At 45.9% G+C, this 16,932-nt stretch carries 14 protein-coding genes; 9 read left to right on the forward strand and 5 right to left on the reverse strand.

Features of this window, described 5'->3' with window-relative positions:
* The first annotated feature begins 40 nt into the window (after positions 1–40).
* Positions 41–2,284 carry a heavy metal translocating P-type ATPase gene (locus NSQ91_RS02250; RefSeq protein ID WP_076304328.1) on the forward strand — a complete coding sequence of 748 codons (2,244 nt, stop codon included), beginning with the start codon at positions 41–43 and terminating at the stop codon, positions 2,282–2,284.
* A gap of 181 nt (positions 2,285–2,465) precedes the next feature.
* Positions 2,466–4,508 (forward strand): methyl-accepting chemotaxis protein, encoded by a 2,043-nt coding sequence (locus NSQ91_RS02255; protein WP_256716032.1) that lies wholly within the window; start codon positions 2,466–2,468, stop codon positions 4,506–4,508.
* 99 nt (positions 4,509–4,607) lie between these two features.
* Here NSQ91_RS02255 and NSQ91_RS02260 read toward each other — a convergent pair whose 3' ends face one another.
* From NSQ91_RS02260 to NSQ91_RS02270, 3 genes are all read right to left on the reverse strand, one after another.
* The gene (locus NSQ91_RS02260) at positions 4,608–5,570 is read right to left on the reverse strand and encodes an L-lactate dehydrogenase (RefSeq protein ID WP_076304329.1); all 963 of its coding nucleotides are present in this window, start codon (positions 5,568–5,570) and stop codon (positions 4,608–4,610) included.
* Between the two features lie 400 nt (positions 5,571–5,970).
* The gene (locus tag NSQ91_RS02265; RefSeq protein ID WP_036682651.1) at positions 5,971–6,471 is read right to left on the reverse strand and encodes a CcdC family protein; all 501 of its coding nucleotides are present in this window, start codon (positions 6,469–6,471) and stop codon (positions 5,971–5,973) included.
* Positions 6,472–6,678: 207 nt separating this feature from the next.
* Positions 6,679–6,939: a GlsB/YeaQ/YmgE family stress response membrane protein gene (locus NSQ91_RS02270; RefSeq protein WP_036682650.1), complete on the reverse strand. Its 261-nt coding sequence runs from the start codon at positions 6,937–6,939 to the stop codon at positions 6,679–6,681.
* 250 nt (positions 6,940–7,189) lie between these two features.
* On the opposite strand from NSQ91_RS02270, the gene NSQ91_RS02275 reads away from it, so the two are divergent.
* Positions 7,190–8,239: a lactonase family protein gene (locus tag NSQ91_RS02275; RefSeq protein WP_076304330.1), complete on the forward strand. Its 1,050-nt coding sequence runs from the start codon at positions 7,190–7,192 to the stop codon at positions 8,237–8,239.
* A gap of 129 nt (positions 8,240–8,368) precedes the next feature.
* Here the strand turns inward: NSQ91_RS02275 and NSQ91_RS02280 are convergent, their stop codons facing one another.
* Positions 8,369–10,636 (reverse strand): alpha/beta hydrolase family protein, encoded by a 2,268-nt coding sequence (locus tag NSQ91_RS02280; RefSeq protein WP_076304331.1) that lies wholly within the window; start codon positions 10,634–10,636, stop codon positions 8,369–8,371.
* Positions 10,637–11,023: 387 nt separating this feature from the next.
* Between NSQ91_RS02280 and NSQ91_RS02285 the strand changes: the two genes are divergently transcribed.
* From NSQ91_RS02285 to NSQ91_RS02300, 4 genes are all read left to right on the forward strand, one after another.
* Positions 11,024–12,151 (forward strand): sulfate ABC transporter substrate-binding protein, encoded by a 1,128-nt coding sequence (locus tag NSQ91_RS02285; RefSeq protein ID WP_036682645.1) that lies wholly within the window; start codon positions 11,024–11,026, stop codon positions 12,149–12,151.
* Between the two features lie 93 nt (positions 12,152–12,244).
* Positions 12,245–13,093 carry a sulfate ABC transporter permease subunit CysT gene (cysT, locus tag NSQ91_RS02290; RefSeq protein WP_076124574.1) on the forward strand — a complete coding sequence of 283 codons (849 nt, stop codon included), beginning with the start codon at positions 12,245–12,247 and terminating at the stop codon, positions 13,091–13,093.
* Positions 13,094–13,220: 127 nt separating this feature from the next.
* Positions 13,221–14,084: a sulfate ABC transporter permease subunit CysW gene (gene cysW, locus NSQ91_RS02295; RefSeq protein WP_076101318.1), complete on the forward strand. Its 864-nt coding sequence runs from the start codon at positions 13,221–13,223 to the stop codon at positions 14,082–14,084.
* Between the two features lie 117 nt (positions 14,085–14,201).
* A complete protein-coding gene (locus NSQ91_RS02300) occupies positions 14,202–14,426 on the forward strand; it encodes a YezD family protein (protein ID WP_076101319.1) in 225 nt (74 codons plus the stop codon).
* 723 nt (positions 14,427–15,149) lie between these two features.
* On the opposite strand, the gene NSQ91_RS02305 is transcribed toward NSQ91_RS02300, so the two are convergent.
* Positions 15,150–15,458: a hypothetical protein gene (locus tag NSQ91_RS02305; protein WP_076134873.1), complete on the reverse strand. Its 309-nt coding sequence runs from the start codon at positions 15,456–15,458 to the stop codon at positions 15,150–15,152.
* A gap of 179 nt (positions 15,459–15,637) precedes the next feature.
* Here NSQ91_RS02305 and NSQ91_RS02310 point away from each other — a divergent pair, with 179 nt between their 5' ends.
* Positions 15,638–16,051 carry a GNAT family N-acetyltransferase gene (locus NSQ91_RS02310; RefSeq protein ID WP_081383325.1) on the forward strand — a complete coding sequence of 138 codons (414 nt, stop codon included), beginning with the start codon at positions 15,638–15,640 and terminating at the stop codon, positions 16,049–16,051.
* A gap of 230 nt (positions 16,052–16,281) precedes the next feature.
* The gene (locus NSQ91_RS02315; protein ID WP_076306498.1) at positions 16,282–16,914 is read left to right on the forward strand and encodes an NAD(P)-dependent oxidoreductase; all 633 of its coding nucleotides are present in this window, start codon (positions 16,282–16,284) and stop codon (positions 16,912–16,914) included.
* Positions 16,915–16,932: the final 18 nt, after the last annotated feature.

Below are 16,932 nucleotides of genomic sequence, written 5' to 3' on the forward strand. Positions count from 1 at the left end.
AAGTGCTCATATATGGTTTTTATTTGAGGAGATGTGCCGTATGGATACAATGCAAGGAAAATTAAAACGTCAGTGGGAATTAGAAGGCTTGGATTGCGCCAATTGCGCGATGAAAATTGAAGATAAGGTGAAGAAGATTGAAGGTGTATCGTCTTGTTCCGTTAATTTTGTAACAAAAACAATGACGTTGGAAACTGCCGCAGGGTATGAGGAGTCAGCGATTGTAGAAGCGAAGAAGACGGTGAAGGCACTTGAGCCCCACGTAAATGTGAAAGAGAAGGTTGGGGGCAATCACAAGGCGCGCAATAGTGGCGCTCATGAACATACGCATGATCACGAGCATGGTCATGAGCACGGCCATCAAGCTGCTGGACATCATCATGGTCATGAGGATGCTGAAGGTCATGGTCATACTCACGAGCACGGGGAAGGTGATACACGCAAAATATTGCTGCGGTTAGGCGCTGGTGGAATTCTTGCTCTAGCTGGGATATTCCTGCCCGTGAATGGAGTAGTTGAATTGCTGATCTTTTTGGCAGCCTATCTTATCGTGGGTGGTGAAGTTGTCTGGCAGGCGGTTAAGAACATCATCCGTGGCCAGGTGTTTGATGAGAATTTCCTGATGGCTCTGGCAACTATCGGTGCATTTGCGATTGGTGAGTATCCAGAGGGCGTGGCAGTAATGCTGTTTTACCAGATTGGAGAACTGTTCCAAGGTCTGGCTGTGAATCGTTCACGCCGATCTATTACGGCACTTATGGATATTCGCCCCGAGTTTGCCTATCTCAAGCTTGGAAATGATCTGAAGAAGGTCTCACCTGAGGAAGTAGCCATCGGAGATTTGATTGTTGTTAAACCCGGTGAGAAGGTACCCCTTGACGGAACAATACTTGAAGGTAACGCCATGATGGACACATCTGCACTTACTGGTGAGTCGGTACCACGATCAGCTGGTCCAGGAAGTGCGGTGTTAAGTGGTTTTATTAACCGGAACGGCGTAATTACTGTGCAAGTTACTCAGACCTTTGGAGAATCGGCCGTATCCAAAATACTGGAGCTAGTGCAGAATGCATCAAGCAACAAAGCTAAAACGGAGAACTTTATTACTAAATTTGCACGTGCCTACACGCCTGTAGTAGTGATCACAGCAGTCCTGCTGGCCGTCGTTCCTCCACTGCTGATCAGTGGTGCAACTTTTTCGGATTGGATTTACCGTGCACTTGTATTCCTCGTAATCTCTTGTCCTTGTGCGCTTGTGGTCTCGATTCCACTGGGATTCTTCGGAGGGATTGGTGCAGCTTCACGCAGCGGTATTCTGATTAAGGGAAGTAACTACCTGGAAGCCCTAAATGATGTGAAGGTAGTTGTCTTTGATAAAACGGGAACGTTGACCAAGGGACAGTTTAAGGTTACGGGGATTTATCCGTCGGGTGGCAAATCTAAGGATGAATTACTGCGGACAGCCGCTTATGCGGAGAGCCATTCCAATCACCCGATTGCCGAGTCGATTCGGACGGCTTATGGTGAACAGATTTCTAAGGAAGCTATCTCCAATTACAATGAAATCTCTGGTCATGGTATCGAAGTAACTATCGAAGGCAAGACCGTATTTGCAGGTAACGCACGTCTGATGGAGCGTGAGGGAATTGCTTATGAGGTCCCAGAGCAGAGCGGTACAGTTGTTCACATTGCAGTAGATCATCAATATGAAGGTTATCTGGTGATCGCTGATGAAGTGAAGGAGGACTCACTGCAGGCCATTCAGCGCCTCAAAAAGCTGGGTATACGCAAGACGGTGATGCTGACAGGTGATGCTTCCGCCGTAGCTGAAGATGTAGGGAAGCAGTTAGGGATAGATGAGGTACACGCAGAGCTTTTACCACAGCATAAGGTAGAGGCCATCGAGAAGCTGGATAGTGATAAGTCTCCACGCGAGAAGATTATTTTTGTCGGAGACGGAATTAATGATACTCCTGTACTGGCTAGAGCCGATGTCGGGATCGCTATGGGAGGACTTGGTTCCGACGCTGCCATTGAAGCAGCAGATATTGTAATTATGACCGATGAGCCTTCGAAGATTGCTGTAGCTATCGGAATTGCCAAGCGTACTCGAGCCATCGTATGGCAAAATATTATTTTTGCTTTAGGTGTAAAAGCTATATTCCTTCTGCTCGGTGCATTTGGGATTGCCACGATGTGGGAGGCTGTATTCTCAGATGTAGGGGTAACCGTACTTGCCGTACTGAACAGTATCCGAGCTTTAAAAGTGCAAGACGAGGGTTAAGAATCTTTGGTGTATTAAATAAATGATTTCAACAAAAGTAAGCTTCAGGATTCCGGTTTTAAGGGTCTTAGGGCTTATTTTTTTTATTCTCCAGCAAAGAATTTGTCTATTTTTGCCGATATAGAAGATATATCCACATCAGGAGATATTATAACAAATGGAGTGAGGAGGCTATTTCATCGTGAATGAAAATGAAATGAAAGGAAACAAGATGAAAAAAATGAGAAAAAATGTAACGAAGAGAAAAGCGACGTCAATTCAACTTAAGTGGTCATCTGTTATATTAGCTATTGCAATCGTGCCGCTCATGGTAGCGACCATATTTTTACTTGATTATTTCGGCAATGTCACACGCACAGACAGTGAGCAAATGGCGCAGGACACCATTAATACGAACACATTCCGGATGGATGAGTGGCTATCCAACAAAACCTCGTCCGTAAAGGATCTGGTGTCCCAGCATCCTGAGTTCGATTTTACAAATCCGGCAAGTATCTTCCCTGTGATAGAAGTGCTGGAGGAAAGTGACAGTGAGACAGAAGGTTACAGTGTCATCAGTAAAGACGGCCAGTTAACCAATATGATGAACATGACCGCAAATGTAGCAGATGCGAGCTATTTCTTGAAAGCGAAAGAAACACATGCGCCTGTGTTGGGGGAAATGTCCTATCTGGAGCAGCTTGATAAATATATCATTCCAATCGTAGTTCCTGTCATGGATAAGGATAAGCAATTTATGGGAGGTATTGTCTTCTCGATTACTCCTGAAGTTCTTGCCCAAATGAGTAATGAAATTACTATGGCGGATACCGGATTTGGATACGTAATCTCAAATGATGGCATGTATTATACTTATCCAGACGTCAGTCGTATGGGCAAAAAAATTACCGATTACGCTAAAGAGCCGGCTCTTCAGAAGGTCGTTGACAAGATTTTGAGCAACAAAGAGGGGTCCGAAACTTATAAGGGCGAAGATGGTAAGAAAGTCATTACATACTTTAAGACAATTCCAGATACTGATCTGAAGCTTCTTGTAACAGTGCCGGAGAAAGAGGTTTTTGCCAAAGTGACCTCTGCACAAAGAACAGCAATGTTCATCTTACTGGCAGTTATACTTGTCATAATTTTTGTTTCACTGTACCTTACTCGTCTTATCGTTAGACCCATTAAAGCTATTTCCTCGACTATGAAAAAGGTGGCAGAGGGTCATCTGAATGAGAGGGTTAAAGTGCAGTCCGGAGATGAGATCGGCGAGATGAGTCAAAATATCAATGATATGATTGAGACACTCTCCGGTATTGTCAACAAGATTGATACAACAGTAGTGGAGGTTGCTTATTCCTCAGAAGGAATGCTGAAATCGGCTCAACGTTCGTCCTATACTTCAGCAGAGGTTGCCACAGTTATCCAAGAAGTAGCTCAAGGAATGGAAGAGCAATTTAGAGGCTCCGAGCAATCCGCAAGAGCAACGGAAGAGATGGCCGTAGGTTTGCAACGTATTGCTGAGTCCTCTGCAGCGGTATCAGATCAGGCTGAGACGGTCAACTCAGAAGTAGAGAGTGGCTATTTGGAAATCCAATCTACACTGCAACAGATGGCTGTTATCAGTTCCACAGCTAATCAGACTGCCGAGATGATTGGGAAATTAAGTGAGCAATCGGAACAAATCGGACAAATTGTGGATGTAATTTCTGAGATATCCAATCAGACAAGCTTATTATCTTTGAATGCTTCTATTGAGGCTGCCAGAGCTGGAGAACATGGTCGTGGCTTCGGTGTAGTTGCGAATGAGGTGAAGAAGTTAGCAGAGCGGACGAACAGTTCCATCATTAGTATAGTGGAGCTAATCGGCGGCATTCAGTCTTCAACAACAAGTGCAGCGGATTCCATGAAGAAGAGTATTGAGGAAATTGGCGATGGAATGGGGAAAATGCAAAACGTCGGTGTTTCCTTTGATCATATCCGTTCTTCGATCCGTGAAGTATCGTCGCAAATACAGGATGTGTCAGCAATTAATGAAGAGATGTCAGCCGGCACGGAAGAAATAACGGCTTCTATATCCGATATGCTCGGAATAGCTAAAGAATCTGCTGAGAATGCTCAGGCGGTCTCCTTAGCTTCAGCGGAGCAGACAGAGATTATGAAGGATGTCGTGTCCTCCGCGGAATCACTTAATGAAGTGATGTCTGTGCTGAAAGAAGAAATCGAAAAGTTTAAAAAGTAGGAGATAAACTGAGATTCATCTCCTAATAATACAAAAAATCGCTCTCTGGGAGCTGGTAGGTGATCTCACCCATTCCCAAAGTAGCGATTTTTTTATGAATTAAACGCTGTCTTCCAGCTGTAGGCTCTCGATGCCTGCACGTACAATGTTGCAGGAGTGGTTCAATTTCTGGGTTTCCTCTGTATTTAAATTAAGCTCCAGCAGCTCTTGAATCCCAGTGTTGCCTATGATGGCGGGCACGCCCGTGCATACACCACTATGTCCGTACTCTCCATCCAGAATGGCGGATACGGCGATAATTTTGTGCTCATCATTCAGGATCGAACGGGTAATGTAGGCAAGTGCGCTGCCAATCCCGAAATGTGTGGAGCCTTTACGGGTGAAAATTTCCCAGCCGGCATCTTTTGTCTTGCGGGAGATATCCTCCAGATCCAAATGCGGGAACCGCTCGCGATGCTGATCTAAAATTTGCAGAATAGGCTTGCCGCCAATTGTTACATGGGACCAAGCTACAAATTGGGATTCGCCATGTTCACCTAAGGCGTAGCCATTAACACTGCGCGGGTCAATGGAGAACACATCGGAGAGCAGGGTTTTTAGGCGCGACGAGTCAATGGAGGTCCCGGTACCAATAATTCTGTGGCGAGGCAGACCTGATATTTTCCAGACCATATAAGTGACAATATCGACCGGATTAGCGGCGACTACGAAAATTCCATCAAATCCCCCAGCCATGATGTTGGTAATGATTTCTCGAGTAATAACCGCAGAGGCTTCCAATACGTCAAGTCGGGTCTGCCCGGCTGTTGGATTAGCGCCAGCGGTTAAGATAACGACATCCATTTTTGCACAATCGCTATAGGCTCCGGCATACACCTTTGTGCGTGTGCTTGTGAAATCCATACAGTGCGAGAGATCAAGTGCTTGTGCCATAGCCCGATCATAGGTGCGGTCGATCATCATAATTTCGTCGCAAATGGCCTGATTAACCATGGAGTAAGCACAGCTTGAACCCACCATTCCGGCCCCGACGATGGCTACTTTTCTCGATTTACTTTTCAATTGCCTTGTCCTCACTCTCTAAAAGTTATACGCAGTATAGGCTTCCAAATGATATTTATTTCAGCATTAAGGTCTTTTGGAAGCTTATCGTTAGGTATGCTTATAGTTTAACGTATCCCTTCGCAAGTTACCTGACATCGGACTTACAAAGATTATATTTCTTCTGTTTAATGCTGAATAGGTGACATGATGAGTTAGTTATTTCAGGAGATCTATCCCTATAGTGTATGTAAAGTGCTTAAAGAGGATGTAATAAGAGGATGGCTAATTGATGTCAGAAAAGGGTGAAAAGTAGAAAAAAGCAGAGGAGAACATAAGCTTGAGTTACAAGAGGTAAGAAGTCATCTCAAGGATATCGGGTAAGAACCCTGAGATGGCTTCTTAGGATTATTATTGATAATCATGGCTGCGGCAGCAGACTTCCCGAGGAGGTCATAGCCTTATAACGCTTGAACATAAAAAATCTCCAATGAACAATCATGCCGAAGGCTAAAATAAAGAACAAACCACCGGACTGTGGAATAGACACATAACGGTTAATAAATTCATGGAGTAAAGTGCGGACTAGAAGAAGTCCGAGCAGGATAAACGCAAAGCTCTTGGAGCGTTGAGCGTAAATTTGTCCATCACGTTGTTCAAAGTGGGTGCTGCGTATAAGAGGATACGCGAAGATGAACCAGCCAATCAAAAAGGCGACTGCCGCCCACCATAATGGGAATCTGACCGCAGGTGCCACAAACATGGCAAAACCCGTCGACATACCGAGAGGTGGAATCCATATTTTTCGAATAGTAACCGGACGTGCGCTTGCTTTTAGACGAATGAAAATAACCATCAGCGCCATGAACAAAGCCCCTAATGTGGAGCCAATATGTAGAAGCGAGGGGTTTATGTTACCCATGATACACGACCTCTCTATGATTTCAGTCACTTGTATCTTCATTATAACAGAAAAACGATGGCAAAACATTGAAGTGTATTGGCTCCATCCCCGCAACAATTCCAGCAGAGGAATTTTTTCTTAAAGGAACGATACATACAAAAATCCCCGCCAGAGCATACTCTGACGAGGATTTATTGATGTGAATATTATTATCTCAGCCCAGACTTACGAACGGCTGCGTCCACTTGTCGAGCGAAGAATAAGGCTCACGATAAAGATCAGCACAACGGCACCGATCAAAGAAGGGAAGAAGTAGAAATCACTTACTTTAGGTCCCCAGCTTCCCAGAAGCACGCCACCCAGCCATGAACCGATAATACCAGCGATGATATTACCGATAACACCACCAGGAATATCTCTGCCCATAATCAGACCAGCCAACCAACCAATAACCCCACCAACGATTAACATCCATAGAAAACTCATGTTACTTCAACTCCTTCGTTTTGTTGTTTGCGATGTCTACTATTAACCTTTGTGACCATCTTTAAACCACATGGAAAAACTTACTTCTTCCGGAATGGTTAGGAAGTAGGCTCTAAATGCAGTTTCGATAATGTATTACAACTATAAACATGCTATAGTGAAAAAATATTATAAAATTATGAGTAAACCCCTATTAGTAAAGGGTAAGTAAGAAGTAATACAATACATAAAAGATAAAGGAGCCACTATTATGGAACGGGCTAATGAGGCATTGTTTTATGTAGGAACGTATAACTCTGAGAACGAGAAGGCGATTCAGTTATGTGCGCTTAGTCTTTTGTCGGGGGAAATGAGAATTCTTGAGGGTACCGAGGGAATTGAGAATCCATCGTTTTTAGCTGTGAATAAAGCAGGCAGCGTGTTGTATGCAGTTAGTGAGAAGGATCAAGGTGAGGTTTACGCATATGCAATTGATCCTGCAACTAAAGCGTTGAAATCACTTGGAAGTCGTCCTACGGAAGGTGGCGCTCCTTGTTATGTCTCCATTAGTCCTAAGGAAGATTACATATTCGTCTCCAATTACTCGGGAGGCAATGTTAATGCTTTTCCTGTAAATGAAGATGGTTCGCTTCAAGAGATGTCCGACCAAGTAAAACATGTGGGTTCAGGCATTCGTGAAGACCGTCAGGAGGCTCCGCATCCGCACTCTGTCATTCCGGACGCAAGTGGTAGACATGTGCTGGTGTGCGATTTGGGACTGGATCAAATTGTGATCTATCGCCCTGAAGAGGGCAAACTGGTAAAACATCGTGAGCTTAATCTGCCACCTGGTTCAGGTCCACGTCATCTGGCGGTGCATCCCTCTGGACAATGGATCTACCTGGCGAATGAACTGAATTGTACAGTAACGGCATTTGCTAATGATGAACAGGATGCAAATCTAAATGTTTTACAGCATCTTAGCACGCTTCCTGATAATTATACTGCCGGTAGTGACGATACAGCTTCCGATATTCATGTCTCCCCTTGTGGCAGATTCCTGTATGTCTCCAATCGGGGACAAGACAGTATCGCCCTGTTCCATATCGATGAATTAACGGGTCTGCTTGAAGCAGTGGATTGGCAGGGTACCGGCGGGCGTACTCCGCGTAACTTTGCAATTATTGGGGATAAGCTGCTTGCTGCTAATCAGAATAGTGATAATATTACCTCGTTCTCCATCGATAGTGAGAGTGGCAGATTAATCCCTACAGGAAATGAATTGGAAATGAAGTCACCTGTTTGTGTGCAAGCGTTGTAGGCTGAGACTAGGTTATTGTATGTCGTAAAAATAAGGGCTATTCCCGTATCCATTCATTTTTTCGTGAGTGGAGGTTGGGAATAGCCCTATTTTGCAAATGAAGACCTAAGGATAATAGCAAGTGATTTTTTAAAATGTATTTCGGATACCTAAATCGTAAAAACCGATGTCATCCAGCATGATCCGGTCGCCTTCTTCATCAAGATAGAAGGTGATTTCCGTCAGGTTGTCAGGATCCAGCTCTGGTTCTTCCTCTTGAAATTGTTCGAACGGCATCTCGTAGGTTTGAAATACAGCTTCGGAAAGGTCACCGTATTTGCCATCGTTTATCCGCTCTTCAAGCCATGGGAATAACGTGAACTGAGTTTGTGGAAGCGGCAGTATGTCCATTACTTCATCCAGCGTCAAGCGGGCTGAGGTATCATTATGGTCAGTTAACTCCACCTCAACCTTTGGAGGTAGTGGAACATCCATTTCTTCACTAATGTCACCATTCAGATTTGCCATAGAGAACGTAAGGCCATCTGCCCCTAAAAGAGCAGTTTCAGTACGGACACTGTCGTTAAGCTTAATGTTGTAATAAGCTTCTTCGTTTTTGCTGGCTGTGCGTTCAAGGACAACACCATAGGTGGCTTTGCTTTTCGACTCCCGGTCTTTAGCTAGCTCTTCTGACCAAGAAACACCCGATGCTTCTGCTGTTCCTAGTTCTACTGTGTTTTTGTTACGGTCATCGTCGAATGTGGCTACAGGACGATATCCCCCGCTTTGGAATCGATTGTAGTAGGCGGTATCTGGTAACCACTTCAGCCCGCTGCGATAATCCCGGAACAAGCTTTGGTATTCCTCTTTTTTATGCAAGGTGGTCTCCAAGAAAGCTGATACATAGACCTTAGCGATTTGCCGTTGTTTGTCTGCATCCATGATTTGTGCCCGATTTAAAAAGAGTCCAGCTGGCAAGGTCTGATCATACCCGCCCCAATCGCTGTTGAATTGACTGTGATTGGCGTCCGCAATATACAGCGAGCTTTTGAAAGCAGACGATCCTTGGGAATAGGAGGTACGTATATACTGCCGATCACCATAGAAATCATGTACATCTCCATCGCGGGCTCCCTGCAGGGTCAAATAATTGATGTCTTTGAGACGGGCTTGCTGGTCATCTATCGTTTTGTCCGTTGGTGCAAGCGCGATTACAGAGGTTATATTAAAGCGATTAACTGCCGCCATCACCGGATCATCCTTGAACCAACGAGTGGCATCCGCGGCCATAGCTACGGCTTGTCCTCCGCGGCTATGGCCGAGCAGGGCGGTTTTTGTGAAATCTATTTTCTGATAAAAAGGACTGCTCGGATCATCTGAAAAATCTGCTAGCTGCTCTAAATGTTTCAGTAGGATCCAAGTCCGTACTTTAAAATCATTGTCCGGAATACCGGACCAAGCAGAATAATTCAGAAAATTCTCATCGAGCGAGATCGCGATAAATCCCCGGCTTGCCAATAGTTCGCCAAGATAAGCGTACCCGCCATCAGAGTAATCTTCCATCATATGATTGCCGTGCACCATCAGTACTACTGGATATGGGCCTTCGCCTTCTGGCATCCATACGCGACCATTCAAGGGAAGTGCCTTATAATCGAAACCCCAGAATAAAGTGCGCAGCTTTGACCAATCCTTAATATAAGCAGAAGCATCGGCCGTAGAGGATATCAAGCTTGTATCCTTACCGTATTCGGCACGATGTAGATCGGTACCACTGGCATAGGTGAAGGTCTGATAAGCTAGATTACCTGGTTTTCCCGGATCGGAGGCTGTAAGTGGAACAACTTCCGTATCGTTGATGTCGACCGACTCTGAAATAGGCAGTTCTTGCACTCCGCTTGCCAGCGCAAGTGGGGAAAAAGTCACTGCCACTGTTAGCAGAAGTCCTAATGTTATTCTTTTGCTGCGGAGCAGGCCAATGGCTAATCCGCCTAGTGCTCCTAGCAGTGCAAGCACGACCGCAATGACAACCGCAGCCTCAATTTCAAAATCTGCATAATATAAGATTAGTAGAATAGCTCCAAAATCACTCAATACACAGCCTGCGAATAATCTTGGGATACGCAGTCCGGTCAACGCTAGCAGAACAGCCAAGATATTGCCGGAAATCGCCAGCAGGACAGTGCCTGCACCTGCAGCAAGAGCGATATCGGTAGGTTTACCTAATCCAGTAGGAATGCCTAACACGGCAGTACTAAAGGCTAAAAAGCATACTATCCACAGACCGGCTATAGCTGTTCTCCAAACTGCTGTATCGTAACGGTAGGTTCCCCTAATTCTTCGTCCAATTTCTTGAGCCATACGTCTGTGGAGCCGCGGTTTCAACGGCGCAGGGACGTACTCTAAATCCATACCCATGACTCTCTCCCCTGACATAAAGCGGTAATTTCTCTTAACCCATAAGCTGTAGCAATAATATTACTTTATAGCATCAATAACAAGTGGATCTTACAGGAACCGACCCCATAGCTTGTATGGTGTGGTGTGTGTGAGTTTTCTTTGACATAGGCTGGAAAAAAAGGTTTGACACAGTTAAAGGGTTTCAGTATTATATCCATATAAACCAACTAAGTAGATAGGAATAATTGAAGAAAGTTCTTACCGTACGAACGGAGGAACGCCTGCATTAGGCTCGCAGACACGGTCTTAGGACCGGTTTGACCTGCCATACGTAGGCTTTCCTCCGTTCTTTTTGTGTTACCCAAGGGTTTGTCTGGTACGAAAAAACATGGGGGAGTGGAAAAAATGAAGAAAAAGATGAATAAAGGGCTTCTTGTAGGGTTTAGCTTGTTGCTGACGGCAGGGCTTACTGCTGCTTGCGGCAGTAATAACAATAACGGCAATAGTGCTAGTCCGGCAACAGACGCACCAGCAACAACCAATTCAGCGGAGGCCACAAATGCGGCTGAAGCCACCAAAACTCCATCTAAAGATCCAGTAGAACTACTGAACGTATCTTATGACCCTACTCGCGAATTGTACGAGAATTATAATAAAGCTTTTGCTGCCTATTGGGAGAAAGAAACAGGACAGAAGGTCACCATTAAACAATCCCACGGTGGATCGGGGAAACAAAGCCGTGCTGTGCTTGATGGCCTGGAAGCGGATGTTGTGACATTAGCACTTGGTTATGATATTGATGCCTTGCAGGAAAAGGGACTGATCAACGAGGGCTGGCAAAGTAAATTCGATCATAACAGCTCGCCTTACACCTCGACTATCGTGTTCCTTGTACGCAAAGGGAATCCGAAAGGAATCAAGGATTGGCCAGATCTGCTCAAAGAGGGCGTAGAGGTTATTACACCAAACCCGAAAACATCAGGTGGAGCACGCTGGAACTACTTGGCGGCTTGGGGTTATGCACTAGACCAGAACAATAACGATGAGGCTAAGGCTGAGGAATTTGTAAAAGAACTGTTCAAGCATGTGCCAGTGCTGGATACCGGCGCGCGTGGATCTACGACAACGTTTGTGGAACGTGGAATTGGTGATGTGCTGATCGCATGGGAGAATGAAGCTTATTTATCCGTGGAAGAGCTGGGACCAGACAAATTTGATATCGTGAATCCTTCGGAGAGCATTCTGGCTGAACCGCCAGTAGCTATAGTAGATAAGGTTGTGGACAAAAGAGACACGCGTGAGGTATCCGAGGCGTACCTGAAGTATCTCTATAGTGAAGAGGGACAAAAAATCGCGGCTGAGAACTATTACCGTCCTACATTAGATAGTGTGAAAGAAGAATACAAAGATAAGTTCCCGGAAATCAAGCTGTTTACATTGGCTGACAAATTCGGAACCTGGAAAGAAACGCAAGAGAAGCATTTTAATGATGGCGGGATCTTTGACAAGATTTATGTGCCGGGTGCCAAATAACAGATGAATGAAATGCAGGATATGATCATTGAGATTTGTCCCGGTAGGGGCTGATCGGCTAAAAGGCCGAAGGCGAGAAAGGATGAATAGGGGATGAATGTCACCACTACGGCTGCACCAGCAGCAACGCGGCGCAAAATACTGCCCGGCTTCGGGCTGACGATGGGCTACAGTGTTTTATACCTGAGTCTAGTGGTTCTACTGCCACTTTCGGCGCTACTGTTCAATTCTACAGGTCTGAGCTGGGCGAAATTCTGGGATGTAGCTACGGACCCGCGGGTATTAGCTTCGTATCGTGTGAGCCTGTCGACAGCTGCTGCGGCTGCTTTTGTAGATGCAATTCTAGGTCTTTTGCTGGCGTGGGTACTGGTACGTTATGAATTTCCGGGCAAAAGAATATTTGATGCGCTGATCGATCTCCCGTTTGCCTTGCCGACAGCTGTAGCTGGTGTCTCCTTGACGGCGCTCTATGCAGGCAATGGCTGGATTGGGTCTTGGCTTGAGCCGCTGGGATTAAAGGTGGCATTCACTCCGCTCGGGATTACCTTGGCTTTGATGTTCATCGGCATACCGTTCGTTGTCCGGACGGTGCAGCCGGTGCTGGAGGATTTGGACAGAGATATGGAGGAGGCTTCGGCAACCCTTGGCGCAGGCCGCTGGAGAACCTTTCGCTCAGTAGTCCTGCCCGAGCTGTTCCCGCCATTGCTAACAGGTTTTGCTCTAGCTTTTGCTCGGGGCATCGGTGAATTCGGCTCCGTCGTGTTCATCTCCGGTAACATGCCGATGAGGACGGAGATTGCTCCGCTGCTTATTATGTCTAAACTGGAGCAATATGATTATGCCGGAGCTACCGCCGTAGCCCTGCTATTGCTCCTCATCTCTTTCTTAATGTTACTTGTTATTAACACACTTCAGCGCTGGGTTCGTAAGACTTCTCGTTGAGGTAATTGCCATGACAGCAGACGTCCGAACATGTTCAAACTTACTCGGAGACACTCGATATCTGCCGTCGATACTGAATTTTCCAAGCTATCTTGTCTTCGTAAAACCCTTTAAAGGAGGAATAATTTTGGCCGGTACCGTCCCTCTCCATACCCCCCGGCTACAAAAGAATGCGTCCTCGTCCGCGACAACGGAAACCCCAATTGTAAAATGGGTGTTGATCGGAGCGGCTGGGCTAGTCCTTTTTTGGCTGATTGCTCTGCCATTAGTTGTTGTGTTAACCGAGGCACTTAAGAAGGGCTGGGACGTATATATTGCTGCCCTGACTGATCCGGATGCCCGCTCAGCGCTGCGATTGACGCTGCTTGTTGCGGCGATAACTGTGCCTCTGAATACCTTTTTTGGTGTAACAGCGGCGTGGGCTGTAACCAAGTTCCGTTTCCGCGGCAAAGGGTTTCTGATCACCTTGATTGATCTCCCTTTTGCAGTCTCGCCAGTCATCGGCGGCCTAATCTTTGTACTCGTCTTCGGAGCAAACGGATGGTTTGGCCCTTGGCTGAGCGCCCATGATATTAAGATCGTATTTGCGCTTCCGGGTATCGTGCTAGCCACGTTGTTTGTGACGTTTCCTTTTGTAGCGCGTGAGTTAATCCCGCTGATGGAGGATCAGGGTACACAGGAGGAAGAAGCGGCAATTACACTCGGCGCACATGGGTGGCAAATCTTTTTCAGAGTCACGCTGCCTAATATTAAATGGGGGTTACTATACGGCATTATTTTGTGTAATGCGCGGGCCATGGGTGAGTTTGGTGCGGTTTCTGTGGTGTCCGGGCACATCCGTGGGGAGACGAATACGCTGCCGCTGCATGTTGAGATTTTGTACAACGAATATCAATTTTCAGCATCTTTTGCAGTAGCTTCTTTGCTCCTGTTATTGGCTTTGGTAACGATGATTATTAAAAGCTGGTTGTCGCGAAAAAATGCCCATTGACATGACTTTTAGTTCCATGCTAAGTTAATTCATAGTATACTGGTTGGTAATAACGGAATTGAGGAAAAAAGGAATTTAGGCGGATATAATCCTTTGGTGAGAAAGGGAGGCTAGAGAATGGCTAAACCGCTGAAAGTGGACGATTTATGGCTTACGCGGATTGCAGGACTTCTGGATGATATGGAATTTGGCTCATTGCATATTGTGGTTCATGAAGGTCAGATTGTTCAGATGGAGCGTACGGAACGCAAACGGTTTGAGAATAGCAGTGGCAACGCAAATGGACGTTATATTGGTGAAAGCGGCAGCCGGCGGGCCGATTCTCAATCGGCGGGACGTTGATTCAATCTCTGGGCAATCATAAAGGTATATATCATCTTTTTGGATAAAAGATTATGGAGTTGTCACATAAGCCACGAAATGGCTGCTGGGGCAACTCCTTTTTCTTCGTATGCTTGATATTTGGCACGTATGACGCACCATATGACGCACCCCATCGGACTCAGTTGACACTAAACGCAGTATTATGCCACATTTGCCCCGCTAACGGACCGCATAGCCGCTATTGGCATAAAAAACACCACATATGGACCTGATTCTAAGCAATAACGTCCCTGGAGTCCGAAACCACGCTCCAAAAGCTGAAAAGGTGCAAATAACGTCATCTGGGTCCCTAGGTTGCAGGAATGATGATTGTTGAAGCAGACCGCTCATGAGTAAAAACACAGCAATATGTCATCTGGGTCCGCAGGTCGCCGGGAATGATGATTGTTGAAGCAGACCGCTCATGAGTAAGAACACAGCAATATGTCATCTGGGTCCGTAAGTCGCCGGGAATGATGAGTGTTGAAGCAGACCGCTCATTAGTAAGAACATACAATACGTCATCTGTGTCCGTAAGTCGCAGGAATGATGAGTGTTGAAGCAGACCGCCCATGAGTAAGAACACACAATACGTCATCTGGATCCGTAGGTAGGTCGCAGAGGATGATCTGTCTTTTTACGACTTTTACAAATGATTCGGCCCGTGGGATAGCTACATATTTTGATGACGCAGTACGTTTGTTAATAACGAGGGGCTTGGCGTGAGGCGGATACGCCCTCCATCAACAGGATGAACGCAGTAATGGCGTGCATAATCCAACCAACGATCGGAACAAAAGCTAAAATCGAGGTGATAATGCCCAGAACGTTCCCCATGAATGGTTTATGTTCTCTTTGCAGCACAACAACGGCTACAGCATGAAGCAAAAAGGCAATGGCCAAAGGGACCCAACCATTAGCAATGATAAAGAGTCCGCCAATCAACGGCAGAGCCAGAAAAGCTTCATAAAGGCATGTTCCCCATTTAAACAGCTTGGCTACAGGAGACATAATGCTTCACCCACCCTTTTAAAAATATTGTTACAGATACTATTCCACACAGTCAGTAAAGGAATTCAAGAATATAATGCTTATCCCTCAGTTTCAAAAACATCCCTAGCAGTGAGCCTTGCCTGTGAACCATGCAGTCGTATATAGTGGGAACAGCAATGCTGAACGGAGGAGTGCGGATGGAAACAACTAGTAAGCTTGATATACGCCATGAACAGCCTTCAGTGGAACAGTATTTGGCGCTGAGAAAAGAAGCTGGGCTGAGTGAAATGAGTGTGGAAGGTGCAGCGATCGGTTTGCCTCGTTCTATTTTTGCGGTAACTTTGTATGAGGAGAATAACTTAATCGGGATGGGACGGGTGATTGGCGATGGGGGATGCTTTTTTCAGGTCACGGATATCGCGGTCAAGCCTTCACATCAAGGACGAGGTTTGGGAAAGCTGATCATGCGGGAAATCAGGGAGTTCCTTAATACTGTACCTGACAAGGCTTATGTAAGTCTGATTGCAGATGGAGAAGCCTCGAAGCTCTATGCACAATACGGATTTGAATCGGTTATGCCACGTTCTCAGGGAATGTTTTTGCGTCGCTAAGCTAAGGCGAATTCATGCTGCTTTTTTAGTAGGAGTGCCCCTTGTATTGGTTAAGGGGTTTTTGGTCTGGAAGTGGAGTAGTAGGTGCGATCTGGTTTCGATTGGATCTCAGGGGATAAATAATGTTTAAAGGCTGTAAGGGAAAAGCTATTCAGATGAGCATCAAAAAAATAATTGAGCAGAAGGCTGCACGATAATGGTCTTGCTCGTAGAATGTGAGGAACAACAAGATGGATGTTGTAATATTGGGCGCTTCAGGAACGATTGGAAAGGCAATTGTACAGGAGGCATTAAAAAGAAAACACGAAGTAACAGCTGCGGTACGCAATCCAGAGTCAGTAACTCTCGAACACGAGCGTTTACATGTCACAACGGTGGATATTCTTGATCCGGCTTCAGTAGCAGCTGCGGTCCGTGGCCATGAAGAGGTAATCAGTGCTTATGGACCAGGAGCGGGCCACGAGCAGGATCTGATTACGGCGGCAAAAGCGTTGGTGGAGGGTATGCAGACGGCAGGGTTAAATCGGCTGTTGGTTATTGGAGGTGCAGGTAGCTTAAAGACTGAAACTGGAGAGCTGCTGATGAATACACCGGATTTTCCGGAAGAGTTTAAACCAGTTGCAGAGGCGCATGCGCAGGCTTATGAGATTTACAAAAATACAGAATTGGATTATACGTATCTCAGTCCTGCTGCGGTAGTTCATCCAGGTCGTCGTACAGGTCATTTCCGCATCGGATTGGACCGTCTTATTCTAGATGAGAATGGTGAAAGCAAGATTAGTGTGGAGGATTTCGCTGTAGCTATGGTGGACGAGCTGGAGGAAGGGAATTTTAGTCGGGCCAGATTTACTGTCGCTTACTGATATCAGACTTGCGCCGGA

The organism is Paenibacillus sp. FSL R7-0048, assembly GCF_038004505.1.
Classification (GTDB): domain Bacteria; phylum Bacillota; class Bacilli; order Paenibacillales; family Paenibacillaceae; genus Paenibacillus_AQ; species Paenibacillus_AQ odorifer.